The 23,601-nt window shown below is 69.1% G+C and carries 19 protein-coding genes and 1 riboswitch; of the genes, 7 read left to right on the forward strand and 12 right to left on the reverse strand.

Annotated features, from left to right (window positions below; genetic code table 11):
• Window positions 1-94 precede the first annotated feature (94 nt).
• From AB0N02_RS17485 to disA, 4 genes are all read left to right on the forward strand, one after another.
• Window positions 95-475, forward strand: a complete 381-nt coding sequence (locus AB0N02_RS17485) for a MerR family transcriptional regulator (protein WP_363947118.1) — start codon at window positions 95-97, stop codon at window positions 473-475.
• Window positions 472-786, forward strand: a complete 315-nt coding sequence (trxA, locus tag AB0N02_RS17490) for a thioredoxin (RefSeq protein WP_363947121.1) — start codon at window positions 472-474, stop codon at window positions 784-786. Before AB0N02_RS17485 ends, trxA begins: the two co-directional genes overlap by 4 nt.
• 90 nt (window positions 787-876) lie before the next feature.
• Window positions 877-2,277 carry a DNA repair protein RadA gene (radA, locus tag AB0N02_RS17495; protein WP_363947124.1) on the forward strand — a complete coding sequence of 467 codons (1,401 nt, stop codon included), beginning with the start codon at window positions 877-879 and terminating at the stop codon, window positions 2,275-2,277.
• Window positions 2,278-2,355: 78 nt separating this feature from the next.
• The gene (gene disA, locus AB0N02_RS17500) at window positions 2,356-3,456 is read left to right on the forward strand and encodes a DNA integrity scanning diadenylate cyclase DisA (protein ID WP_363947128.1); all 1,101 of its coding nucleotides are present in this window, start codon (window positions 2,356-2,358) and stop codon (window positions 3,454-3,456) included.
• 90 nt (window positions 3,457-3,546) lie between these two features.
• Here disA and AB0N02_RS17505 read toward each other — a convergent pair whose 3' ends face one another.
• Window positions 3,547-4,233, reverse strand: a complete 687-nt coding sequence (locus AB0N02_RS17505; RefSeq protein ID WP_363947131.1) for a hypothetical protein — start codon at window positions 4,231-4,233, stop codon at window positions 3,547-3,549.
• A gap of 124 nt (window positions 4,234-4,357) precedes the next feature.
• Here AB0N02_RS17505 and AB0N02_RS17510 point away from each other — a divergent pair, with 124 nt between their 5' ends.
• Complete coding sequence (locus AB0N02_RS17510; protein WP_363947134.1) at window positions 4,358-5,233, forward strand: A/G-specific adenine glycosylase; 876 nt, start codon at window positions 4,358-4,360, stop codon at window positions 5,231-5,233.
• A 309-nt stretch (window positions 5,234-5,542) separates the two neighbouring features.
• Here AB0N02_RS17510 and AB0N02_RS17515 read toward each other — a convergent pair whose 3' ends face one another.
• From AB0N02_RS17515 to AB0N02_RS17535, 5 genes are all read right to left on the reverse strand, one after another.
• Complete coding sequence (locus tag AB0N02_RS17515) at window positions 5,543-6,493, reverse strand: TIM barrel protein (RefSeq protein WP_363947136.1); 951 nt, start codon at window positions 6,491-6,493, stop codon at window positions 5,543-5,545.
• A 369-nt stretch (window positions 6,494-6,862) separates the two neighbouring features.
• Window positions 6,863-9,370 carry an ATP-dependent Clp protease ATP-binding subunit gene (locus AB0N02_RS17520; protein WP_363947139.1) on the reverse strand — a complete coding sequence of 836 codons (2,508 nt, stop codon included), beginning with the start codon at window positions 9,368-9,370 and terminating at the stop codon, window positions 6,863-6,865.
• A gap of 265 nt (window positions 9,371-9,635) precedes the next feature.
• Window positions 9,636-9,968, reverse strand: coding sequence for an Lsr2 family protein (locus AB0N02_RS17525; RefSeq protein ID WP_363947141.1), 333 nt, complete (start codon window positions 9,966-9,968; stop codon window positions 9,636-9,638).
• A gap of 1,362 nt (window positions 9,969-11,330) precedes the next feature.
• Entirely contained in the window at window positions 11,331-12,515 is a 1,185-nt protein-coding gene (locus tag AB0N02_RS17530) for an RDD family protein (RefSeq protein WP_363947144.1), read from the reverse strand.
• A gap of 240 nt (window positions 12,516-12,755) precedes the next feature.
• Window positions 12,756-13,268 carry an amino-acid N-acetyltransferase gene (locus AB0N02_RS17535; RefSeq protein WP_363947553.1) on the reverse strand — a complete coding sequence of 171 codons (513 nt, stop codon included), beginning with the start codon at window positions 13,266-13,268 and terminating at the stop codon, window positions 12,756-12,758.
• A gap of 482 nt (window positions 13,269-13,750) precedes the next feature.
• A riboswitch (cyclic di-AMP (ydaO/yuaA leader) is annotated at window positions 13,751-13,899 on the forward strand.
• A gap of 68 nt (window positions 13,900-13,967) precedes the next feature.
• Here AB0N02_RS17535 and AB0N02_RS17540 point away from each other — a divergent pair.
• Window positions 13,968-14,951: an NlpC/P60 family protein gene (locus AB0N02_RS17540; protein WP_363947147.1), complete on the forward strand. Its 984-nt coding sequence runs from the start codon at window positions 13,968-13,970 to the stop codon at window positions 14,949-14,951.
• Between the two features lie 152 nt (window positions 14,952-15,103).
• Here AB0N02_RS17540 and AB0N02_RS17545 read toward each other — a convergent pair whose 3' ends face one another.
• Window positions 15,104-15,352 (reverse strand): LuxR C-terminal-related transcriptional regulator, encoded by a 249-nt coding sequence (locus tag AB0N02_RS17545; protein WP_271215229.1) that lies wholly within the window; start codon window positions 15,350-15,352, stop codon window positions 15,104-15,106.
• A 164-nt stretch (window positions 15,353-15,516) separates the two neighbouring features.
• On the opposite strand from AB0N02_RS17545, the gene AB0N02_RS17550 reads away from it, so the two are divergent.
• Entirely contained in the window at window positions 15,517-16,170 is a 654-nt protein-coding gene (locus tag AB0N02_RS17550; RefSeq protein ID WP_363947150.1) for a helix-turn-helix domain-containing protein, read from the forward strand.
• Between the two features lie 492 nt (window positions 16,171-16,662).
• On the opposite strand, the gene lysX is transcribed toward AB0N02_RS17550, so the two are convergent.
• The 5 genes from lysX to AB0N02_RS17575 all read right to left on the reverse strand — a co-directional run bounded on the left by lysX (window position 16,663) and on the right by AB0N02_RS17575 (window position 23,453).
• Window positions 16,663-18,165 carry a bifunctional lysylphosphatidylglycerol synthetase/lysine--tRNA ligase LysX gene (lysX, locus tag AB0N02_RS17555; RefSeq protein ID WP_363947153.1) on the reverse strand — a complete coding sequence of 501 codons (1,503 nt, stop codon included), beginning with the start codon at window positions 18,163-18,165 and terminating at the stop codon, window positions 16,663-16,665.
• Window positions 18,166-18,189: 24 nt separating this feature from the next.
• Window positions 18,190-18,972, reverse strand: a complete 783-nt coding sequence (locus AB0N02_RS17560; RefSeq protein WP_363947156.1) for a type III pantothenate kinase — start codon at window positions 18,970-18,972, stop codon at window positions 18,190-18,192.
• Complete coding sequence (locus AB0N02_RS17565) at window positions 18,972-21,602, reverse strand: L-aspartate oxidase (protein ID WP_363947158.1); 2,631 nt, start codon at window positions 21,600-21,602, stop codon at window positions 18,972-18,974. The genes AB0N02_RS17560 and AB0N02_RS17565 overlap by 1 nt, the downstream gene beginning before the upstream one ends.
• 811 nt (window positions 21,603-22,413) lie before the next feature.
• The gene (locus AB0N02_RS17570; RefSeq protein WP_363947161.1) at window positions 22,414-22,626 is read right to left on the reverse strand and encodes a DUF397 domain-containing protein; all 213 of its coding nucleotides are present in this window, start codon (window positions 22,624-22,626) and stop codon (window positions 22,414-22,416) included.
• Window positions 22,617-23,453 (reverse strand): helix-turn-helix transcriptional regulator, encoded by an 837-nt coding sequence (locus AB0N02_RS17575; protein WP_363947164.1) that lies wholly within the window; start codon window positions 23,451-23,453, stop codon window positions 22,617-22,619. Before AB0N02_RS17575 ends, AB0N02_RS17570 begins: the two co-directional genes overlap by 10 nt.
• Between the last annotated feature and the right edge of the window lie 148 nt (window positions 23,454-23,601).

The raw sequence follows: 23,601 nt of genomic DNA on the forward strand, positions 1-23,601 counted from the left end.
CCCGGGCCCGGCCGGGGAATGCGGCGGGCGCCGTTCGCCGCTTGACCTTGACGTCGGCGTCAATGTCTACCGTGATGCCCATAAGGAGGGCCGGATGCGGATCGGGGAGCTCGCGAGGCGGACGGGGGTCAGCACCCGGGCGCTGCGCTACTACGAGCAGCAGGGGCTGATCGTGGCCCGGCGGGCGTCCAACGGCTACCGGGAGTACAGCGAGGCGGACCTCAGGCTCGTCGCCGAGATCAGGACGCTGATGACCGTCGGGTTCACGCTGGAGGACGCCCGGCCGTTCGTGGCGTGCCTGCGGGCAGGACACGATTCGGGGGCGTCCTGTCCGGAGTCGGTGGCGGTCTACCGGCGCAAGCTGGCCGAGATCGACGACGAGATCCGCGCGCTGCTGGTCCGCAGGGCCGAGGTCGCGGGGCAGCTGAGCGCCGCCTGCCCCGGATGCGTGTTCACAAAGCAGGAGGAATCATGATCACTTTGACCGCCGACAACTTCACCGAGCAGGTGCTCAACAGCGACAAGCCCGTCCTGGTCGACTTCTGGGCCGAGTGGTGCGGCCCGTGCCGGATGATCGCGCCGGTCCTGGAGGAGATCGAGGCCGAGTACGGCGACCGCGTCACGATCGCCAAGCTCAACGCCGACGACTACCCCGAGATCTCCGCCAGGTACGGCGTCCTCGGCCTGCCGACGCTCAACCTCTACAAGGACGGCGAGGTCGTGCGGCAGATCAAGGGCGCCAAGCCGAAGCGCCTGCTCCTGGCCGACCTCGAAGGCCACATCTGACCTGACCGGGCGGTCCCCGGGCGGCCTTCGTACGGCACGGCCGTGCCGTACGAGATGAAAGTTGTCGGCCCGGACGGGTAACGTGCGGCCATGGCTAAGAAGGTCGGCTATCGCTGCGGCGAGTGCGGTTGGCAGACCGCCAAGTGGGTGGGGCGCTGCGGCGAGTGCCAGGCCTGGGGCACGGTCGAGGAGGAGAGCGCGCGCGGCGGCGTCACCGTCGCCTCGGCGGGGGCGGTCTCGGCCCCGGCCGTCCCGATCGGTCAGGTCAGGGCCGAGACGGCGCACGCCCGCAGCACCGGGGTCGGCGAGCTCGACCGGGTGCTCGGCGGCGGCCTGGTGCCCGGTGCGGTGGTGCTGCTGGCCGGAGAACCCGGCATCGGCAAGTCCACGCTCCTGCTGGAGGCCGCGTCCAAGATCGCCCGTCAGCAGACAGTCCTCTACATCACCGGCGAGGAGTCGGCCTCCCAGGTGCGGGTCAGGGCCGACCGGATCGGTGCGATCCAGGACCGTCTCTACCTCGCGGCGGAGACCGACCTGGGCGCGCTGGTCGCCCACGTGGAGAAGGTCCAGCCCGACCTGCTCATCGTCGACTCGGTGCAGACGATCGGCTCGGCCCTGGCCACCGGGGTGCCCGGCGGCGTCACCCAGGTCCGGGAGGTCGCCGGAAACGTGATCCGGCTGGCCAAGGAGCGCGGCATGTCCACGGTGCTGGTCGGCCACGTCACCAAGGAGGGCTCGATCGCGGGCCCCCGGACGCTGGAGCACCTGGTCGACGTCGTGCTCCACTTCGAGGGCGACCGGCACTCCCGGCTCCGCATGGTCCGCGCGATCAAGAACCGGTACGGTCCCGTCGACGAGGTCGGCTGCTTCGACCTGCACGAGGCCGGCATCGAGGGCATCGCGGACGCCAGCGGCCTGTTCGTCTCCCACCGCAACGACCCGGTGCCCGGCACGTGCGTGACCGTCACCCTGGAGGGCACCAGGCCGCTGCCCGCCGAGGTCCAGGCCCTGGTCGCGCGGACCGAGGCCCAGCAGCCGCGCCGCTCCTCCTCCGGTCTCGACACCTACCGGGTGACGATGGTGCTGGCCGTGCTCGAACGACGGCTCAACGCCAAGCTCGGCGGCTGCGACGTGTTCACCGCGACCGTCGGCGGCATCAAGCTCAGCGATCCGGCGATCGACCTGTCGGTGATGCTCGCGGTGGCCAGCGCGGCCGGGGACAAGCCGCTGCCCCGCGGTCTGGTAGTGCTGGGCGAGGTCGGCCTGGCCGGGGAGCTGCGCCCGGTGCGCGACGTCCGGCGGCGGCTGTCGGAGGCCTCAAGGCTGGGCTTCACCCGCGCCCTGGTCCCCGCCGGCTCCCTCGACGCGGGCAAGAGACGCGACGGCGCCCGCTCCCTCGTCCCCGTCGGCGGCCGGGGCGCGAACTTCATGCCGGGTTTCGACGTTGTCGAAGCGGAGAATGTTTGGGACGCGCTCACCCACGTCACCTAGGTTCGGCAGTCCGGCGGTCAGGACTCCGCAGTGCCTCCGCCGGTAAGCTGAGTGTGACACGCAGACCACGGGGGTCATGTGGCAGCAACCTACAAGGGACTCGACGAACAAGGGCTCGACGAACGCCGCAGAGGCGTTCTCGCCGCGGTCGCACCGGGCACCGAGTTACGCGATGGCCTGGAACGCATCCTCCGCGGGCACACAGGCGGTCTGATCGTGCTGGGCTACGACGGCACGGTCGAGGAGATCTGCAGCGGCGGGTTCGAGCTGGACGTCGAGTTCTCCGCGACGCGACTGCGTGAACTGGCCAAGATGGACGGCGCCATCGTGCTGAGCTCCGGCGATCACAAGATCGTTCGAGCCGCCGTTCACCTGATGCCCGATCCGTCCATTCCCACCGACGAGTCCGGCACCCGGCACCGCACCGCCCAGCGCGTGGCCGTGCAGACGGCCTTCCCCGTCATCTCCCTCAGCAAGTCCATGCGGATCATCGCCCTCTACCTCGACGGGATCCGTTACGTGCTGGAGGAGTCGGCGGTGATCCTGTCCAAGGCCAACCAGGCCCTGGCCACGCTGGAGCGCTACAAACTCCGCCTCGACGAGGTGTCCGGCACGCTGTCGGCGCTGGAGATCGAGGACCTGGTGACCGTCCGCGACGTGGCGGTGGTCGCCCAGCGGCTGGAGATGGTCCGGCGCATCTCCGACGAGATCGCCGGCTACGTGGTCGAGCTCGGCACCGACGGACGGCTGCTCTCCCTGCAGCTCAACGAGCTGGCCGCCGGCACCGAGAGCGACCGCGAGCTGATCGTGCGCGACTACCTGCCCGCGTCGGCCCGTCGCCCGCGCAAGTTCGCCGATGCCCTGCACGACCTTGAGCAGCTCTCCTCCGACGGCCTGCTCGACCTGTCCGCCGTCGCCCAGGTTCTGGGCCAGTCGGGCAGCGACGCGCTGGAAACCCCGGTCAGCCCCCGTGGCTACCGCCTGCTGGCCAAGGTGCCCCGGCTGCCCGGCACGGTGGTCGACCGCCTGGTCGACCAGTTCGGCAGCCTGCAGAAGCTCCTGGCCGCCAGCACCGGCGACCTCCAGGAGGTCGGCGGGGTCGGCGAGGCCAGGGCGCGGCACATCCGCGAGGGCCTGTCCCGGCTGGCCGAGTCCTCCATCCTGGAACGCTACGTCTGACATCTCCGCGAAAGCGGCCTCACCCCGCGACCACACCACCGGCACCCTGCGGACGCCGGCCGGAACACGGGGAGCCTCCGGCGTGGGCCCCTAACGCAGATGGAAGACGGTTTTGCGGCTCTTGAGGTGGAGGCCGCTGACCGTGGCGACGTAGGTCCCCGTCCTGGCGGCGGCACGCTCGGCCTCGCAGTCCCCGCCGGAACGGCGGCGGTCCCACTCGATCTGCCGGACGTACGGGATGCCCCGGTCGAGCCGGTGGACGTCCTCGGTCTCACCGCTGACGCAGTCGGCGGACGACCAGACGCGGTCCGTCCCCGAGGTGATGAGGACCTCCAGCGCCCGTGACCCGACGTCGGCCGTGCACATCACCTTGCTGGTGTTCACCAGCGTGAGGATGAAGCGGGGCCGGTCGCGCCCGGTGTAGATCTCCCCCTGCCCCTGCATGTGCAGCACGAGGTCGGACGGGTCGCAGGTCTCGCCGGGCCGCCTGGTCTTGACGGGCGGCTTGGGTTTGGCCGAGGCGGTGGGGGTCGCCGAGACGGACGACGTCGGCGTGGGAGTGGGAGTGATCGTGACCGCGGGCAGCAGCGCCAGTATCGGATCCGGCGTGGGCGACTCGCCCGCCAGGGGGTTCGCCTTCGGCTCGCCGTCCGGCCCGCTCGCCGAACAGGCCCACGCCACGATGGCCACCACCACGAGCACGCCGACGAGCGCGGCCATCCGGCGCCGCCAGTAGACGTCCACCCCTATGTCGCTACGGAAAGTGTCCGGATCCATACGCACAGTATGAAGATTCCCCGTGGGCCGTGAGGGGCGACCCGCCGCTCCCGCCACCCCGTTTCGGCGAGCCGAACCGGGCGAAGGCGGTGAACCACGCCTTGGACGGCACTATCGTCGGAGGGTGCCCGAGTCGAACCGTCTACTGGAACCCGTTCTCAGCTGGTACGCCGGCAATGCCCGCGACCTCCCGTGGCGTACCCCGGACGCCTCCCCCTGGTCGGTCCTGGTCAGCGAGATCATGTTGCAGCAGACCCCGGTGGTCCGGGTGCTTCCCGTCTGGACCGAGTGGATGGAGCGCTGGCCGACGCCCGCCGCCCTCGCCCAGGAGCCGCCCGGCGAGGCCGTACGCCACTGGGGCCGCCTCGGTTACCCGCGCCGCGCCCTCAACCTGCACGCCTGCGCCAGGGCGATCACCGACGACCACGGCGGGCAGGTTCCGGCGGACCACGCCACCCTGCTGACGCTGCCCGGCATCGGCGAGTACACCGCGGCGGCGGTGGCCAGCTTCGCCTTCGGGGGGCGGCACGCCGTCCTGGACACCAACGTCCGCCGGGTGCTGGCGCGGGCGGTGCGGAGCGAGGAGTATCCCCCCAAGGCCACCACGCCCGCCGAACGCAGGCTCGCGACCTCGCTGCTGCCGGACGCCGAGGACGCCCCCGTCTGGGCCGTCGCCGTCATGGAGCTGGGCGCCCTGGTCTGTACGGCCCGCGCCCCGCGCTGCGCCGACTGCCCGATCCTCGACCTGTGCGCCTGGCGGCTCGCCGGCAAGCCCCCCTACGAGGGGCCGGCCCGCAAGGGGCAGACCTACGCCGGCACCGACCGCCAGTGCCGTGGGCGCCTGCTGGCCGTCCTGCGCCAGGCCCACGGCCCCGTCCCCAAGGACGCCCTCGACGTGGTCTGGGACGACGCCCCGCAGCGGGAGCGCGCCCTCGACGGCCTGGTCGCCGACGGCCTGGCGGAGGTCCTCGACGACGGAACCTACCGGCTGCCCGCCTGACCCTCGGACCCCTCGCACTCCGGGCACCCAGGCCCGCCCCGCAGACGACCGGGCCCGGGCCGGAGCCGGCGTGCCCGGGAACGCGCACCGGGTCGAGCACCGCTCACAGGCGCCGATCCGCCCCGTGCCACCCCCCGCCGTACCGGCGCCCGCACGGGCACGGTGAAGGCAGGCGGGCGACACGCCGGCCCCCGGCCCAGGCCGGACCCGGGTGGAAACTCGGGCGACACGCCGGCCCCCGGCCCAGGCCGGACCCGGGTGGAGACTCGGGCGGCAGGGCAGGGGGGCAGGCCGGGGTCCGGGTGGGGATCAGGCGGCGAGGCTCAGGCCGAGGGCGGTGAGGTTGGTGCGGGCCCAGTCGAGTTCCTCGGCGAGCATGTTGACCAGGGCTCCGGGCCCCTTGGCCCGCAGCGGCACGGCCAGGTCGTGGGTCTCGACCTCGATGTGGGCGGTGCCGTGCACCGCGCCGGAGAGCATGGCGGTGAGGGTGTCCTCCAGGACCGAGCGGGTGCTCGGAAGCTCCTGGCAGGCGTCGCCGAAGTGGTTGTGGACGTGGCCGAGCTTGACGACCGGGGCACCGGCCGCGGCCAGGCCGCGCAGGGCCGCCCCCGCCTCCTCCGCGCCGCCCGCCAGGTGGCAGGCGTCCAGGCAGACGCCGAGGTGCTCGGAGTCGATGTCGCAGACCCGTTCGAGCGCCTGCTTCGTGGTCTCCAGCACGCAGCCGGGCCAGGGCTCGAAGCCGACCCTGATCGTCTTTCCGGTGACGCTGTAGAGGCCGCGCAGCTCGCGGGAGAGGCGTTCGAGGCGGCGCGCGGCGATGGCGTGCAGGTCGGCGGGCCAGTCACGGCGCCAGCCGATGGGGATGGTCGAGATGCTGCCGAACTGGACGTCCTCCGGCAGCAGGAACGCCAGGATCTTGGCCAGCGCCATCGTGTAGCGGTAGCGCTCCGGCTTGGCCCAGTCGGGCCCCGGGGACTCCTGGTTGCGGCCGCCGGTGCCGTTGAGGCTGACGACCTCCAGGCCCCGCTCCTCCAGGGAGCGGCGCAGGCGGACCAGTTCGATGCGGTCGGCGACGAGATGGTCGGCGACGCCCGGGGAGAGCCAGAGCCCGACGCCCATCCGGGACACGCCCAGACGCTTGCGCACCGGAACCGCGTATCGGGTCAGGTGCGCGATCAGGTTCTCCAGGTCCTCAGCGGGATGGACGCCCGCGTTGTAGGACAGGTGAACGAGAGTCCCGTCCTGGTGTCGCAAACGCATCCGATGCCTCCAAGGATTGTGGTGCCTTCGGGTAAGTGACCCTGATTGCCCCCAGGCGGTCACGACAGCATGGGTCGGCGGGGTCCTGCCCGGCCGGGAACTCGGCCCGGTTCGCCGAGCATTCCGTACGGGCACCGGGCTCCGCGTCACTCGCGCAGCTGATTCGCCGGTACGCCGCCGGGCTGATCTCAGGACCGGTCTCGCCGCAATCGGTACAGCATATGGATCACTTGGTGAGCCCTTCCAGGCTCACTCTACAGAGTGTAGTACTACCTGTGGTGGTGGGATACCTCCTTGGATAACAAATGAGCAGACCCCGCCGTGATGTCCTCACGGCGGGGTCTGCTCGTTTTACCGCTGGTATGCCGTCTAGTGCTGGATCGGCTCCGCGATGGCGGCGGCCGAGTCGGGGACCTGGCTGGCGGGCGCGGTCTCACCGACGAAGGTGAACTTCGCGTTGTCGCCCTCGCCCTCGATCCCGATCTTGACGATCTGGCCGGGCCTGAGCTCGCCGTACAGGATCTTCTCCGACAGCGTGTCCTCCAGCTCGCGCTGGATCGTCCGGCGCAGCGGACGGGCGCCCATCACGGGGTCGTAGCCACGGTCGGCCAGCAGCTGCTTGGCCTCCTGCGTGAGCTCCATCCCCATGTCGCGGTCCTTCAGGCGCAGCGCCACCTGGGCGAGCATCAGATCGACGATCTGGATGATCTCCTTCGGCGTGAGCTGGTGGAAGACCACGATGTCGTCGACACGGTTGAGGAACTCGGGCCGGAAGTGCTGCTTGAGCTCCTCCTGGACCTTGGCCTTCATCCGGTCGTAGTTCGACTCGGTGTCGTTGGACTTCGCGAAGCCGACCCCGATGCCCTTGGAGATGTCGCGGGTGCCGAGGTTGGTCGTCATGATGATGACGGTGTTCTTGAAGTCGACCACCCGTCCCTGGGCGTCGGTCAGGCGACCGTCCTCCAGGATCTGCAGCAGCGAGTTGAAGATGTCCGGGTGAGCCTTCTCGATCTCGTCGAAGAGGACCACGGAGAACGGCTTGCGCCGCACCTTCTCGGTGAGCTGGCCACCCTCCTCGTATCCGACGTAGCCGGGAGGAGAGCCGAACAGCCTGGAGACGGTGTGCTTCTCCATGAACTCGGACATGTCCAGCATGATCAGCGCGTCCTCGTCCCCGAACAGGAACTCGGCGAGCGCCTTGGACAGCTCGGTCTTACCGACACCGGACGGGCCGGCGAAGATGAACGAGCCACCCGGGCGGCGCGGGTCCTTCAGACCGGCGCGGGTACGGCGGATCGAACGGGACAGACCCTTGATGGCGTCGTCCTGGCCGATGATCCGCTTGTGCAGCTCCTCCTCCATGCGGAGCAGCCGCTGGGACTCCTCCTCGGTGAGCTTGAAGACCGGGATGCCGGTGGCCGTCGCCAGGACCTCGGCGATGAGCTCCTCGGTGACCTCGGCCACGACGTCCATGTCGCCGGCCTTCCACTCCTTCTCACGGCGTTCCCGCTTGAGCTGGAGCTGCTTCTCCTGGTCGCGCAGCGCGGCGGCCTTCTCGAAGTCCTGCGCGTCGATCGCGGACTCCTTGTCGCGCCGCACGTTGGCGATCTTCTCGTCGTACTCGCGCAGGTCCGGCGGCGCGGTCATGCGGCGGATGCGCATGCGCGAGCCGGCCTCGTCGATGAGGTCGATCGCCTTGTCCGGCAGGAACCGGTCGCTGATGTAGCGGTCGGCCAGCTGCGCGGCGGCCACGAGGGCCCCGTCGGTGATGGAGACCCGGTGGTGCGCCTCGTAACGGTCACGCAGGCCCTTGAGGATCTCGATCGTGTGGCTGAGGCTGGGCTCGGCCACCTGGATCGGCTGGAAGCGGCGCTCGAGCGCGGCGTCCTTCTCCAGGTGCTTGCGGTACTCGTCGAGCGTGGTGGCACCGATGGTCTGCAGCTCGCCACGGGCCAGCATCGGCTTGAGGATGCTGGCGGCGTCGATCGCGCCCTCCGCGGCACCCGCGCCGACGAGCGTGTGCAGCTCGTCGATGAACAGGATGATGTCGCCGCGGGTGCGGATCTCCTTGAGGACCTTCTTCAGGCGCTCCTCGAAGTCACCGCGGTAACGCGAGCCCGCGACCAGCGCGCCCAGGTCCAGGGTGTAGAGCTGCTTGTCCTTGAGCGTCTCGGGCACCTCGCCCTTGACGATCTTCTGGGACAGGCCCTCGACGACGGCGGTCTTGCCGACGCCGGGCTCGCCGACCAGGACGGGGTTGTTCTTGGTCCTCCTGGAGAGGACCTGCATGACCCGCTCGATCTCCTTCTCCCGGCCGATGACCGGGTCGAGCTTGCCCTCGCGGGCGGCCTGGGTCAGGTTCCGGCCGAACTGGTCCAGCACAAGGGAGGTCGACGGCGCCGCCTCCTGCGGACCGCCCGAGGCGGCCGGCTCCTTGCCCTGGTAACCGTGGAGCAACTGGATGACCTGTTGCCGGACGCGGTTGAGATCCGCGCCGAGCTTCACCAGCACCTGAGCGGCGACTCCCTCGCCCTCACGGATGAGGCCGAGCAGGATGTGCTCGGTGCCGATGTAGTTGTGCCCCAGTTGCAAGGCCTCGCGGAGCGACAGCTCAAGAACCTTCTTCGCGCGCGGGGTGAAGGGAATGTGCCCCGACGGCGCAGACTGTCCTTGGCCGATGATCTCCTCGACCTGCTGACGCACACCTTCAAGACTGATGCCGAGGCTCTCCAGAGCCTTGGCGGCAACGCCTTCACCTTCATGGATCAAGCCAAGAAGAATGTGCTCCGTACCGATGTAGTTGTGGTTGAGCATCCGGGCCTCTTCTTGGGCCAGGACGACAACCCGCCGTGCGCGGTCGGTGAACCTCTCGAACATCTCGTCGCTCCTCACAGAGCGGTCAGGCAGGTCCGGGATATCCGGGCCCTGTCATCCCGCATGGTAGCCCCGACCCGGCGACCGCTCTACGCAGAAGACGTTCCCCGAGAGCAGGGCGTTCACCCTCCATCCAACTACTTGCGGGGGGTGCGATGTTCCCGATACGCCGCAAGCGAACGACGTTTGTCGGCCGCTCAAACGCGTCATGCGGTCATGGCCGCCACCGGACCCCACCGTGGCCGCCATAACCGCATGATTCAACGATCTAGTGAGCCTGCTCGTACTGCTCGACGATCTTGGAGGCGATTCGACCGCGCTCGCTGACATTAAGACCGTGGGACTTGGCCCACGCCCGGATGTCGGCGCTCTTCTCTCTCGTGAGTGCCCGGGTGCCACCTGCACGGCGGCGACGGGGGGCGAGCGCGCCGGAACGGCGGGCGCTCTGCACGAAAGGCGACAGGGAGTCGCGGAGCTTCTTCGCGTTTACGTCACTGAGGTCAATCTCATAGCTGGTGCCGTCAATCGCGAAGGCGACAGTCTCATTGGCCTCGCCCCCATCGAGGTCGTCGATGAGAATCTCCTGGATCTGCTTGGCCATCTACGCAATCCTTTCGCGGAGTATTGTTTCATTCGCTAGCTAAACATATACCCGCAATCGGAGAGCGGCAATTCCGGGAGCCCGGCGATTCTCGCCGGACCCCGGAGGGGGGAGTGGATCAGCTGTTCTGCGACTCAGGCCGATCCTGCCGTTTTGCCGGGCGGCGGCCGGCGGCTTCACTCCGAAGAAGCTTGACAACTCCGTAGATGAAGGCCCCGCCGACGACCACCGGGGGTATCAACGCGGACAATACGTCGTTCATTCGTCCTCGCTCCGCACCGTGGGTAACTTTCGGGGACCATGGAAATTTTGCCGGCGACATCCGGGCCCTGCCCGGAGGGCTCGCTCGATCAGTCCGGATCCGTCCACAGATGACCATAGCGTCACCTGCGGGCGGAGGGTGTCACGGGGGCGGCCACGCTCGCCGCTCACCACCTTAATGCTTCTCTCCAGCCGTCTTACCGGTTGCACTCCGTAAAGCCGGAGGGAAAAACCGACAGGGTGATCATGCGGTGATCGGCTCCGCCGGAAAACCAATGCGGTCCCGGCCCCGCGGCCGCCGGGGTGTCCGGCTCCTCACCGCGAAGTTCCTGGTGAGGGGGACGGTGGGCCAGGGTGGACAGGCCCGCCGTGAACCTGAAGATCGCAACCGGCGGGTTCACCACCGGAATGACCTCAGTGTGAAGAACACCCGGATAGAGAGCTGCCCGCTTCATCCGCCGGGAGGCCGTGGTACGACTCCGCCGGACAGAAGAAGACGGATCTTCCTCGTTTTCTTACCAAGAGTACGTCCTTGTCTGGCATCTAGGACATAGTCGTAGACCGTATAACCACCAAACGGGTTCGGACTCTCCAACAACCACGGCAACACCGGGGCTCCCGAGCGGGCATCGGTAAGAAGGTCTCCACCCCTCGCCCGGCGGGTGAAGGAGAAGTCCGGTTGGACAATCACTTGAGGGACACGAAGATGACACCGGCCGGGATGCGGGTGTCCCCGGAGCGCCGCCCTTTCGGCCGGCGGTGTGGGAAGTCCCGGCGCCGGGCGTTCTCCCTTTGGGACCTCATAACGCTCGGCGGACGACGGCCCATAAGGCGGCCCCTGCGGGGCCCCAAAGGCCGGACGCGCGGAGTTCACGGGGCCGGGTGCCCCGCGACCGACGAGGCCCGCCCTGCCGTGGCGTCTGCGATCCGCGGCGATTGTCGCCGCCGGAGGCGGGTGGACGGCCATAACGCTCCTCACGCCGTCGCGAATGGGTTTGCGCTTCCATCGCATCCCGGCGGGACGGCGTTACCGGTCACCTTTCCCCACTCGTACGCGAAAAGGGGCCGGCGGGTTGAACCCGCCGGCCCCTTTTCGTACAACTACTTGGTCTTGACGACCGCCGTCATGGTGACCTTGTCGTGCAGGCACTGCTGCAGCGGCTTGTCCCAGAACAGCCAGAGCGTGTTCACCAGGTAGAAGATGTTGGCGATCCACCCGAGGAACGGAACCCCGCGCAGGGCGAGCGGGCCGAAGAGCACGGCCGCCCGCTTGAGCGCGAGGTCGGAGGAGAGACCACCCTGGAGGGTGCCGCCGACCGTCACGACCTTGATGCCCATGACCATCTTGCCGACGCTCTGCCCGTTCTGCTTCAGCATCAGGAACTCGTAGGCGATGTAGATCAGGCCCGCGACGAGGGCGACGACGATCTCCGCGAGGACGATTCCGCCGCCCTCCGTCACCTTCCCCGTGTTGATGTCGAAGCTCGGCGTGGTGACCAGGATCATGGTCAGCACGAGGGAGACGATCACCGTCGGGATCGCCAGGATGACGCCGTCGATGATCCGGGCCACCAGACGCTGCCACCACTCCGCGAGGGGGGCGGGGAGACCGGGGGGCACCACGCCCTGGGGGGCGTATCCCTGACCGTAGGAAGGGGCCGGCTGTCCGTAGCCCTGCTGCTGACCGTAGCCCGGCTGCTGGCCGTACCCGGGCTGCTGGCCGTAGCCGGACTGGGCCGTCTGCTGGCCGTAGTCGGCCGGCTGACCGTAGTCGGCCGACTGTCCGTAGCCCTGCTGCTGGCCGTAGCCGGGCTGGGAGGCGGCCTGCTGGCCGTACCCGGGCTGCTGGCCATAGCCCTGCTGCTGACCGTAGCCGGGCTGGGAGGCCTGCTGGCCGTAGTCGCCCTGCTGCCCGTAACCGGGCTGGGAGGCGCCCTGCTGGCCGTACGCGCCCGTACCGCCCTGCTGCCCGTAGCCGGGCTGGGAGGCGGCCTGCTGGCCGTACCCGGGCTGCTGGCCGTAACCCTGCTGCTGGCCGTAGCCGGGCTGGGAAGCCTGCTGGCCGTAGTCGCCCTGCTGCCCGTAACCGGGCTGGGAGGAGGCCTGCTGGCCGTACGCGCCCGTACCGCCCTGCTGGCCGTAACCCTGCTGCTGGCCGTAGCCGGGCTGGGAAGCCTGCTGGCCGTAGTCGGCCTGCTGCCCGTAACCGGCCTGCTGGCCGTAGCCCTGCTGACCGTAGCCGGGCTGGGCCTGCCCCGGTCCCGTGTTCTCGGATCGATATCCCACGACTGTCACATCGGGGTCGAGTTCGCCAGGGGCTCGACCCGCATTCTGTCCGTATTGAGGATGACCCGACGGTGCGCGGTCGGGATCATCCTGCGGATACGGCGGCTGTCCGGTGCTCACCGCGTCACCTCACTTCGACTGTGCATGTGGCACATGTCAGACTCACATGCATGCTGGTGCACAAGGTATCGACATAGGTATCAACAGTCACCTTTCCGATCAGTCAGCACCACAGTCAACTCAGGCGTCCCGCCGTGTCAGATGAAGCAGCATTCGCGTGTTCCCCAAGGTGTTCGGCTTGACGTGCTCCAGGTCAAGGAACTCGGCGACACCCTCGTCATACGAGGCGAGCAGTTCCGCGTAGACCTCGGGCGAGACGGGCGTCCCCTGGATCTCCTTGAATCCGTGCCTGGCGAAGAAATCGACCTCGAAGGTGAGACAGAAGACCCGGCGCAGACCGAGATCGCCCGCGGTGCCGATAAGCGAGGAGACGATCAGGTGCCCGATGCCCAGCCCCCGGCATCCGGGGTCGACGGCGACGGTCCGGATCTCGGCGAGGTCCTCCCAGAGGACGTGAAGCGCTCCGCACCCCACGACGACGCCGCCCCTGTCGGCCACCCAGAACTCCTGGACGTCCTCGTACAGGGTGACCGTGGCCTTCTCCAGCAGGCGCGGCCCCGCCCCGGCGTAGGTGTCGACGAGCCGCCGGATGGCGCGCACGTCCGGGGTGCGGGCACGGCGCACCGTGACCACCGCCGTCCCGGCCCCCGGACCGCCCGGCGACCGCTCCCCCGCGACCTCGGCGCCGGCCTCTCCGCCGCCGTCTCCGGCCCGTCGTTCCACCGCCCCGGAATCACGTACGGCCCGCGCCGGAAACTGCTCCGCTACCTGCTCCATGACCGATCAGCGTACGTCCTCGTCAGCGTCTGTTTACGGCTCGTCCTTAACTCCCCCCTCGGATCCGCCGGATGACACGCGGCAGCCCACCGGCCGCCGCGGGGCGGGCGCGCCGGCCGTACACCCGGTCCGATCCCCTCGTGGAACGCAGACCTGCGACGACCTCTCACGCGAACGGGCCCGAAAGATCCGGGGCCTGCGTGACACATATGTCGATCTTGAAATGACGTGACCTTCCCGTGACATTTCAGTTGTGAAAGCTCTACCGGCTTTGCAGTTCTGGTTGAGCATGAACCTCCAATTGCACTAATGTCCGTGCTCGATGTCAGCAACGTAAAGTGCTGAACCCGCCGAATCCCCGCAGATGGGGAGCCGGGGACCCACCCTCCAGTCCCCCGGGGTGAATCCGAAGCGCCACCGGCGCACGGTAGGGCTGCCTCCGGCCCGAACCCGTCAGCTAACCCGGCAGGCGGCCGAGAGAGGAGCCTGTTGGTGAAGCGCACGCGCAACCGTGGGAGAGAGCGCGCGGGCAGGCATGCCCGCCATCGAGAACACGTGACGCGCGGGCTATCGCGCCGGATGACGGTCGTCGGGCTGGTGTTCGCCTCCCTGGTCCTCGGCACTCCCCTGATGGCGACCGCCGAACCGAAGCCCAGCCTCCAGCAGCTCGCCAAGCAGGCCGAGAAACTGCACACCGAGATCGAGACGCTCAGCGAGCAGTACAACGGCGGGCGGATCAAGCTCAAGGAGGCGCAGCGCGCCGCCGCGAGCGCCAAGAAGACCCTCGCCGTCAGCGAGGCGGAGCTGGAGACCCGGCGCTCCAAGGCCACCCTGCTGGCGCAGAGCACCTACATGGCGGGCGGCCTGGCCTCCGCGCTCGCCTTCACCCAGTCGTCCAACCCCGAGACCTTCCTCGACCAGGCGACCACGAACTACGCGCTCCAGCAGCAGCAGAGCCAGGAGGTCGCCCAGATCGGCGAGGCGATCGAGACCGCCAAGCGCGCCCAGGCCGGTGCCAAGGCCCGCACCGACGAGGTCAACACCCTCCTCTCCCAGCTGGGGGCCAGGCGCACCAGGATCGAGCGCCTGGTGAAGAGGGTCGAGGGCGACCTGTTCAGCGAGGTGCGCACGCAGGCCGCCCGCAACCGGAGCAGCCGGGTCAGGATCAACGTGCCGATCACGGGCGAGGGCAAGGCCGCCGAGGCCGCCCGCTGGGCCCTCACCCAGCAGCTCAGACCGTACGTGTGGGGCGCGGAGGGGCCCAGCACCTTCGACTGCTCCGGCCTGGTGATGTGGGCCTACCAGAAGGTCGGCATCAGCCTGCCGCACTACACGGGCGACCAGTGGACGGCCGGAACCCACGTCTCCAGAAACGAGCTCCGCCCCGGAGACCTGGTCTTCTTCTACAGCGACCTGCACCACGTCGGGATCTACATCGGCGCGGGCCTGATGGTCCACGCGCCGCAGACCGGTGACGTCGTCCACGTCACCACGATCGACAACCGGCCCTTCGCGGGCGGCGTGCGCATCGCCGACTGAGGCGCTTCCGGTCGTGGCCCGCGGAAGCGGGCCGCGGCCCTCCCGGCTGTCCCGGCCCTCCCGGCGCGGAACGGCCTGTCGCGGCGCTCAGAGGCACCTGGCCGCGCCGAGAGTCCCAAGGGGCAGGAAAGCCCGGACTCCGCGGAACAGGCTCAGATCAGCCGTCTGCGGGCGGCCCAGGCCACGGCTTCGATCGCCGTCGCCACACCGATGCGGTCGCAGATCCCGCGGAGCCTGCGCCGGACCGTCCGGCCGCTGATGTCGAGACGACGGCCCACCCGATCCACGGTGACCCCCTTGGCGAGCTCCGCCAGCAACACGAGATCCTCGTCGCTGAGGCCGATCTCGCCCACGCTCAGGAGGCCGTCGCCGCGACGGGAATCCACTTCGGGATATGCCATCTGGAGTCGCTCCCCCCGCACCTGTGACCGAGGCGTGAGTTGTCTGGAATCAATGCCGCCCGCCAGGAACGGTAAACGGCTTGTTCAAAGGTCGTCAAGTTCTGCTCTTCATAGAGGTAGCACGCGCTGTTGACATAGCGGGCGCTACGTGAAGTACTCATGATATGTCGGTGCCTTTACGGTTAAGTCGGGACCAAGCCAAGGCCCGCACCCGCAGGCGCCTGCTGGCCGCCGCAGCCGAAGTCTTCGCAGAACAAGGTTTCGCCGGGGCCTCGGTGGACGAGATCGCCTCCAGGGCGGGCCACACGGTCGGCGCCCTCTACTCTCATTTCACCGGAAAAGACGACCTGTTCCGCGCGGTCTTCGACGAGCACGTCCCCCACCCCCTTGACGTGGGCGGCGGAATCCCCCCGCAATGGAAGGACGACGTCCCCGATTTTGCGGCATTCGGCGCATATCTGGCGGAACTAGCCGATCAACACACGGTGTCGAGCGCGCTCGAAATGGAGTTTCTGCGCTACGCGCTGCCACGGCCGGAATTGCTCGGCCGGCTGGCCAACCGCTGGTGGGCCCCCCGTACGGCCGTCGCCCACCTCGTGGCCGCGCACCACACGTCCCACGAGGCGACCGCGGTGGCGACCGTGATCATCGGTCTCTTCGAAGGGCTGGTGATCCAGCGCCGCGCCGACCCCTCCGCGGTTCCGGCCGAACTGTTCGCCAAGGCGCTGAACTGGCTGATGACCGGCCTCGAAGGCACACCCGAAACCCACCCCGCCGAAACCCACGCGTCAGAGGAACGTCCGCCCGAAACCGCCTAGCCGGGAAACGCGCGGCCGCAGAGCACACGACCGCGCCCCCGTACGGCCCGGCGGTGCCGAAAAGGCACATGAAGCCATCGAAAGGTACGGGGAGGCACGAAAGGCACGCATCCACGGAACACCAGACCGGCGTACGGCGGGGGCGCGGCCGTACACGACGGGGAACGGCCGTCGGAAGTGGCCATAAGACAGGGAGCGGCCGCCGGGGAACGACCATAAGACGAGGAGTGACCGCAGGACGGGGCGCGGCCGTGGGACGGGGAACCGGCCGCGGCTTCCGAACGGCCCGGAACGAAGGCGCGGGCACGGTACAAAAAAGCGCAGACACGGTACAAAACTGTACAAAACGGGCAACGCGAAGGTGTGCGGAACGAGGGCGGCGGCACGCCCGCAGGACGCCGGGGTTCCCAGGGCGGTATCGCCTTTCTCACCCCGGCGCCACACTCCCGTCCCGGCGCGGCGCCCGCGTCCCGGGCGCCGCGCCGGACGGGCTCAGCTCGTCGGCTTGACCAGCGGGAACAGGATGGTCTCGCGGATGTTCTTGCCGGTGAAGGCCATGATGAGACGGTCGACACCGAGGCCCATGCCCCCGGTGGGCGGCATGGCGTACTCCAGCGCGGCGAGGAAGTCCTCGTCGAGCTGCATGGCCTCGGGGTCACCGCCCGCGGCCAGCAGGGACTGCTCGGTGAGACGGCGGCGCTGCTCGACCGGGTCGACCAGCTCCGAGTAGGCGGTGCCCATCTCGGTGCCGAAGCCGATGAGGTCCCACTTCTCGGTGAGGAGCGGGTTGTCCCGGTGCTGACGGGTCAGCGGGGAGGTCTCCAGCGGGTAGTCCATGACGAACGTCGGCTGGACGAGGGTGTGCTCGACGAGCGCCTCGAAGATCTCCTGGACGAGCTTGCCCTGACCCCACTTGGCGTCCCAGTGGATCTCCCGCGCGTCCGCGAGCTTGCGGACCTGCTCCAGCGGCGTCTCGGTCGTGACCTCCTCGCCCAGCGCCGCCGAGACCGACCCGTAGAGGGTGATCCGCGGCCACTCCCGCAGGCCCAGGTCGATCTCCTGGCCCTGGTGGACGACCACCGAGTGACCCAGCGCGGCCACGACCGCGTTCTGGATCATCCGCTGGGTCAGGTCGGCCATGTCGTTGTAGTCGAGATACGTCCCGTAGGCCTCGAGCATCGTGAACTCGGGGTTGTGGGTGGCGTCCGCGCCCTCGTTGCGGAAGTTGCGGTTGATCTCGAAGACCTTCTCGATGCCGCCGACCACGAGCCTCTTGAGGTAGAGCTCGATCGCGATGCGGAGATAGAGCTCCATGTCGTAGGCGTTGATGTGGGTCTTGAACGGCCTGGCCGCGGCGCCGCCGTGGACCGGCTGCAGCATCGGCGTCTCGACCTCGAGGTAGCCCTCACCGTGCCAGAAGTCACGGATCGACCGCACGACCGCGCTGCGGGTGTGGGCCATCTTCCTGGCCTCGTCGTTGACGATGAGGTCCACGTACCGCAGGCGGACCCGCGCCTCGGGGTCGGTGAGACCGGCGTGCTTCTCCGGCAGCGGGCGCAGGCACTTGGAGGTGATCGCCCAGCGGTCGGCGAGGATGGACAGCTCACCCCTGCGGGAGGTGATGACCTCGCCCTCGATGCCGATGTGGTCGCCGAGGTCCACGTCCCGCTTCCACGCGGCCAGCGACTCCTCACCCACCTTGTCGAGGGAGACCATGATCTGGAGGTCGGCGGAGCCGTCGCGGATCGTGGCGAAGCAGAGCTTGCCTCCGGTCCGCGACAGCATGACCCGTCCGGTGACGCCCACCCTGTCGCCGGTCGCGGTGTCAGCGGCGAGATCGGCGTATTTTTCGCGGATCTCGGCGTTGGTCGCGGTACGCGGGAAGTTCACCGGGTAGGGGTCGACGCCCTCGGAGCGAAGGCGGTCGAGCTTCTCCCTGCGTACGCGCATCTGCTCGGGCAGATCCTCGACGGGGTTCGTCACTTCATCGGTCACACGAACAAGGTTACCGATGTCCGGCTAGGCGGTGTTGCGGTGATAGATCAGCCGGAGGCCGATCAGCGTGAGCCACGGCTCGTGCACGTCGACCGAGCGCGCCTCGCCGACCACGAGCGCCGCCGCGCTGCCGGTCGCGACCACGGTGACGTCGTCCGGGTCGTCGGCCAGTTCGGCCGCCATGCGCTCGACGATCCCGTCCACCTGGCCGGCGAAACCGTAGATGATGCCCGCCTGGAGCGCCTCGACCGTGTTCTTGGCGATCACCGAGCGGGGCCGGATCAGCTCGACCTTGTGCAGCTGCGCCCCGGCCGCCGCGAGGGCGTCCACCGAGATCTCGATGCCCGGCGCGGTCACCGCCCCGACGTACTCGCCCTTGGCCGAGACCGCGTCGAAGGAGGTCGCGGTGCCGAAGTCGACGATGATGCACGGCCCGCCGTACAGCTGGATGGCCGCCAGCGCGTTGACGATCCGGTCGCTGCCGACCTCCTTCGGGTTGTCCATCCTGACCGGCACCCCGGTGCGGATGCCGGGCTCGACGATCACCGCCGTGACGTCGCCGTAGTAGCGGCGGCACATCTCGCGCATCTCGTTGAGCACCGAGGGCACGGTCGAGCACAGGACGATGCCGTCGACGTCGGTGCCCTTGAGCAACGGCGACTGGCCGAGCAACCCCTGGAGCACGACGGCGATCTCGTCGGCCGTACGCCGGGCATCGGTGGCGATCCGCCAGTGCTCGATGACCTCATCGCCCTCGAACAGTCCGAGAACGGTGTGGGTGTTACCGACATCGATGGCGAGCAGCATCAATTCCCCCGAAGGTCCAAGGCGATGTCAAGAGCGGGCGCCGAGTGTGTGAGCGCGCCCACGGCAAGATAGTCAACCCCTGTTTCGGCTACGTCACGAGCCGATTCCAAGGTCAATCCTCCGCTGGACTCAAGGCGCGCCCTGCCGCCGACCAGCCGTACGGCCAGCACCAGTTGCTCCACGGTGAAGTTGTCCAGCAGGATCTCCTCGGCGCCCTCGGCGAGCACCGGCTCGATCTGGTCGATCCGGTCGACCTCGACCTCGATCGGCAGGCCGGGATGGGCGTCCCGCACCGCCCGGAACGCCTCGGCTACCCCACCCGCGGCCACCACGTGATTGTCCTTGATCAGCGCGGCGTCCGAAAGCGACATGCGGTGGTTGATCCCGCCGCCGCACCGCACCGCGTACTTCTCCAGCGCCCGCAGGCCGGGCAGCGTCTTGCGGCTGTCCCTGATCCGCGCCCCGGTGCCCTCGACGGCCCGGACCCAGCGGTTGGTCAGGGTCGCGACGCCCGACAGGTGGGTGAGCAGGTTGAGCGCCGTCCGCTCGGCGGTCAGCAGGTCGCGGGCCGGGCCGGTGACGGTCATCAGCACGTCGCCCCTGGACACGTGCTCGCCGTCCTTGCCCCGGCGCTCCACCGTGAGGCGGCCCCGGCTGAAGAAGGAGAACACGCCCTCGGCGACGGCCAGCCCGGCGACCACGCCGTCCGCGCGGGCCACCACGTCGGCGGTCGCGGTCTGCTCCGCCGGGATGGTGGCGAGGCTGGTGACGTCACCCGCCTCCTGGAGGTCCTCGGCCCGGGCGATCTCCAGGAGCGCCGTCACCGCGGCCGGGTCCAGGCCCGCCTCGGTCAGGTCCGCCTCCACCTGGGACGGCAGCGCGTCGACGTCGCGCGTGTGCGGCACGTATGTCATGGTCATTCCCTCCGCTGTCAGGGTCACGTCGAGGTGGCCGAGCCACCAGTCATCGTTCCGCTCGGAAAAGTCCTCACGCCAGTGCGACCCGCGGGTCTCCTCCCGCTCGCGGGCGGCCGCCACCAGCGCCGAGGCGACCGTCAGCAGGTTCGTGGTCTCCCACGACTCGGTGCACGGCTCGACGGCCACCGGGGTCCAGCGGACGCTCAGCAGGGCCTTGGCGACCTCGGTGAGGGACTCCCTGCTGCGCAGCACGCTCGCGCCCCTGCTCATGTGTCCCTGGATCCTGGGCCTGGCCCTGGGGTCGATCAGACCGGTCGGCCGGTCGTCGGCCACCGGCTCGCCGGAGCCCCGCCGGCCCTCGCCGGAGGCCGTGAAGACCGTATCCGTCTCGCCCGCCGTGGAGGCCGTACCCGTCTCGCCCTTCGCCGGGGCGCGCCCGGCCCGGTCCTCCCGCTCCGCGTGGATGTCGGCGGCGATGCGCGCGGCGAACACCAGTCCTTCGAGCAGCGAGTTGGAGGCCAGCCGGTTGGCGCCGTGCACCCCGGTGCAGGCCACCTCGCCGCAGGCGTACAGCCCCGGCACGCTGGTACGGCCGTGCAGGTCGGTCCTGACGCCTCCGCTGGCGTAGTGGGCGGCGGGGGCGACGGGGATGGGCTCGGTGACCGGGTCGATCCCGTGCTCCAGGCAGACCGCGTGGATCGTGGGGAAGCGGGTGCGCCACTTCTCCTCGCCGAAGTGGCGGGCGTCGAGGTACATGTGGCCGGTGCCGGTCTCGCGTATCCGCCGCATGATCGCCTTGGCCACTACGTCGCGGGGCGCGAGGTCGGCGAGCTCGTGGACGTCCTTCATGAAGCGGACGCCGTCGGCGTCGACGAGCACCGCGCCCTCGCCTCTGACCGCCTCGGAGATCAGCGGCTGCTGGCCGGTCGAGTCCTCGCCGAGCCAGAGCACGGTCGGGTGGAACTGGACGAACTCCAGGTCCCTGACGACCGCTCCCGCCCGCAGCGCGAGCGCGACCCCGTCCCCGGTGGAGACGACGGGGTTGGTGGTCGCGGCGTAGACCTGCCCCATGCCGCCGGTGGCCAGCACCACGGCCGGGGCTCTGACGGCGCCGACCCCGTCGCGCTCGCCCTCGCCCATGACGTGCAGGGTCACCCCCGCGGTCCGGCCCTCGGCGTCCTTGAGCAGGTCGAGCACGAGCGCGTGCTCGATCACCTGGACCGCCGACTCCCCGATCGCCTGGACGAGCGCCCGCTGCACCTCGGCCCCGGTGGCGTCGCCTCCCGCGTGCACGATGCGGTTGCGCCGGTGGCCCCCCTCCCTGGTCAGCTGGAGCTCACCCGAGGCGTCGGTGTCGAACCGGGCGCCGGTCGCGATCAGGTCACGCAGGGCTCCGGGGCCCTCGGTCACCAGGACCCGTACCGCCTCCTCGTCGCAGAGGCCCACCCCCGCGACGAGGGTGTCGGACAGGTGCTCGGCGGGGGTGTCCGCGGGGTCGAGCACGGCGGCGATGCCGCCCTGCGCCCAGCGCGTGGACCCCGAGGAGAGCACGTCCTTGGTGACGACCAGGATCCTGGCCCGTGGGTCGAGGGCGGCGTACCGCAGGGCCAGGGTCAGGCCCGCGACCCCGGAGCCGACCACGACGACGTCGGCCTCGACCGTCCAGCCTGGGGTGGGCGCGGTCAACCTCTGGGGAATGGCCGGAATCGTCATGCCGCCTCCTCGTGGGGATTGCCTAGAGGCACTTCTATTTCGTCAATGTGACGATAACGCCCCCGCCGCGATGCCTGTTCCCCGGGGGTCCCCGTCACCCCCACCCCCACCCCCGACCTCGCCGGACCGCTCCAAGGAGACCACCCCTCCCGAAACGACCGCCCTCGCCCCTCCCCCTCCGAGCCACGCGCCCCACCCGCCCCTCTGGACCACGTGTCCCACCGGGGCGCTCGGGTGCGTACGGGGCCGGATACGGCCCAGGCCCTACGGCAGAGCCCGTGAGGCCACCCAGGGATCGCACCACCTCCCGCCGCCTGCGGGATGGCCCCCACCCGCACCGAAGCCCGGAACCTCCGCCGGTACGGCAGCCCCCTACCCCCACCGCGTTCGCGACCGTTCACCCGCACCGGGCCCGTGTCCGTCCAGACGCCGGTACTTCGCGAACCCCCCACCCGCACCGAAGCCCGGAAACTCCACCGGTACGACAGCCCCCTACCCTCACCGTGTTCGTGACCGTTTACCCGCACCGGGTCCGTGTCCGTCCGGGCGCCGGTACGGCGAGCGGTGGAGCGGACCGGATCGGCGCCGACGAACGGTGCTCGACCCGGTGAACCTTCTCGGTCGCAGCAGTACGCACACGAGTTGAGGAGCGGCCATAACCAGATCGGCGCATTTCATGGTTTATAGGCCAGAGACCACAAAAAGCCTGTGGAACTAATTTTCCACAATGAGAACAAAACACCGGCGACACACAAAGAAGAACCCCCGGTTCCGGCCGGAGGTTCTTCGCTTGCGTCGGGGAACGATGGGGTCAGATGTCGAAATCGCCGGTCTTGACAGCCCGGACAAAGGCACCCCACTCGCCGAAAGTGAAGATCAGCGCGGGGCCATTCGAGTCCTTGCTGTCGCGGACTCCTCGGCGCTTTCCGGACAGTGCGGCGACCTCGACGCATTCACCGCCATTGCTGCTTGATCGGCTGGACTTGACCCACGTCGCCTGCTCCAGTTCCTTGCTCAGTTCCATCTCGCCAACGCCTCCTTGATCAGCTCCAGTGACTCTCGTCGTGGCAGCGCCTCGGCACGGATGGTCTCGTATCGCAGTGCCAGGGCGGCGACCTCGTTGGGGCGGTCTGTCACATGGCCCGTGCCGGGAAACTCCATATAGGCCGAGCAACTCGCCCCTCTGCTGGGGCTGGCCTGCGCGACGGAGAAGCCTCCGGATAGGCCGGTTGTGTTGCCTGTCTTGAGGGGGAGGATCTGGATCACCGTGTCGGGGTGGTCGCCCGCCTCGACAAGGTGGCGAAGCTGAGCCGCCATCACCTCGGCCCCGCCGATTGGACGATAAAGGATGCCCTCGTCCATGACCACCCACAGCATGGGTCGATTTGCCTTGCTTAGGATGGCCTGTCTTTCGAGACGGGTGGCCACGTACTCCTCAAGTCGTTCCGGAGTGATGCGCGGCTCCCCGGCGAGCATCGCGTGGGCGTAGTCGCGGGTCTGGAGCAGTCCGGGGACGATGAGCGGCTGCCAGTTTCGCAGTGACTCGGCCTCCCGCTCGATCTCGATCCAGGGGCGGAACCATTCGGGGATCCGGCCCGCCAGCGAGTGGAGCATGTCGTAGAGGTCGAGCAGGACCCCGTCGAGCTCCAGTGCCCTGTCCGTCGCCTCCACGAAGGGTCGGGTGGGTCTCCGGTGCCCGTTTTCAATCATGCTTATCTGGCTGTCGCTCCATCCCGTTCTCCGTGCCAGCTCGTTCTGGCTCACTCCGGCAGCTTTGCGGTGTCTGAGCAGCTCCTGGAGAAAGTATTCGTTAGACGAAACGGCCGGGTCGAGACGGCTGGATATGTCCATATTCTCCCCTCTTTCTCCTCCACGGGAGGGCCGCAATATCTGTGCGGACAGTGTGGCCCATAAATCCCTTCCACGGGCGACTTTCTCCTGGGATCGTCAAGGAAGAGATGCGTATCTCGAATCCCACCGGGGTCCGCAGCCGCAAAGC

Source organism: Streptosporangium sp. NPDC051022 (assembly GCF_040683035.1).
Classification (GTDB): domain Bacteria; phylum Actinomycetota; class Actinomycetes; order Streptosporangiales; family Streptosporangiaceae; genus Streptosporangium.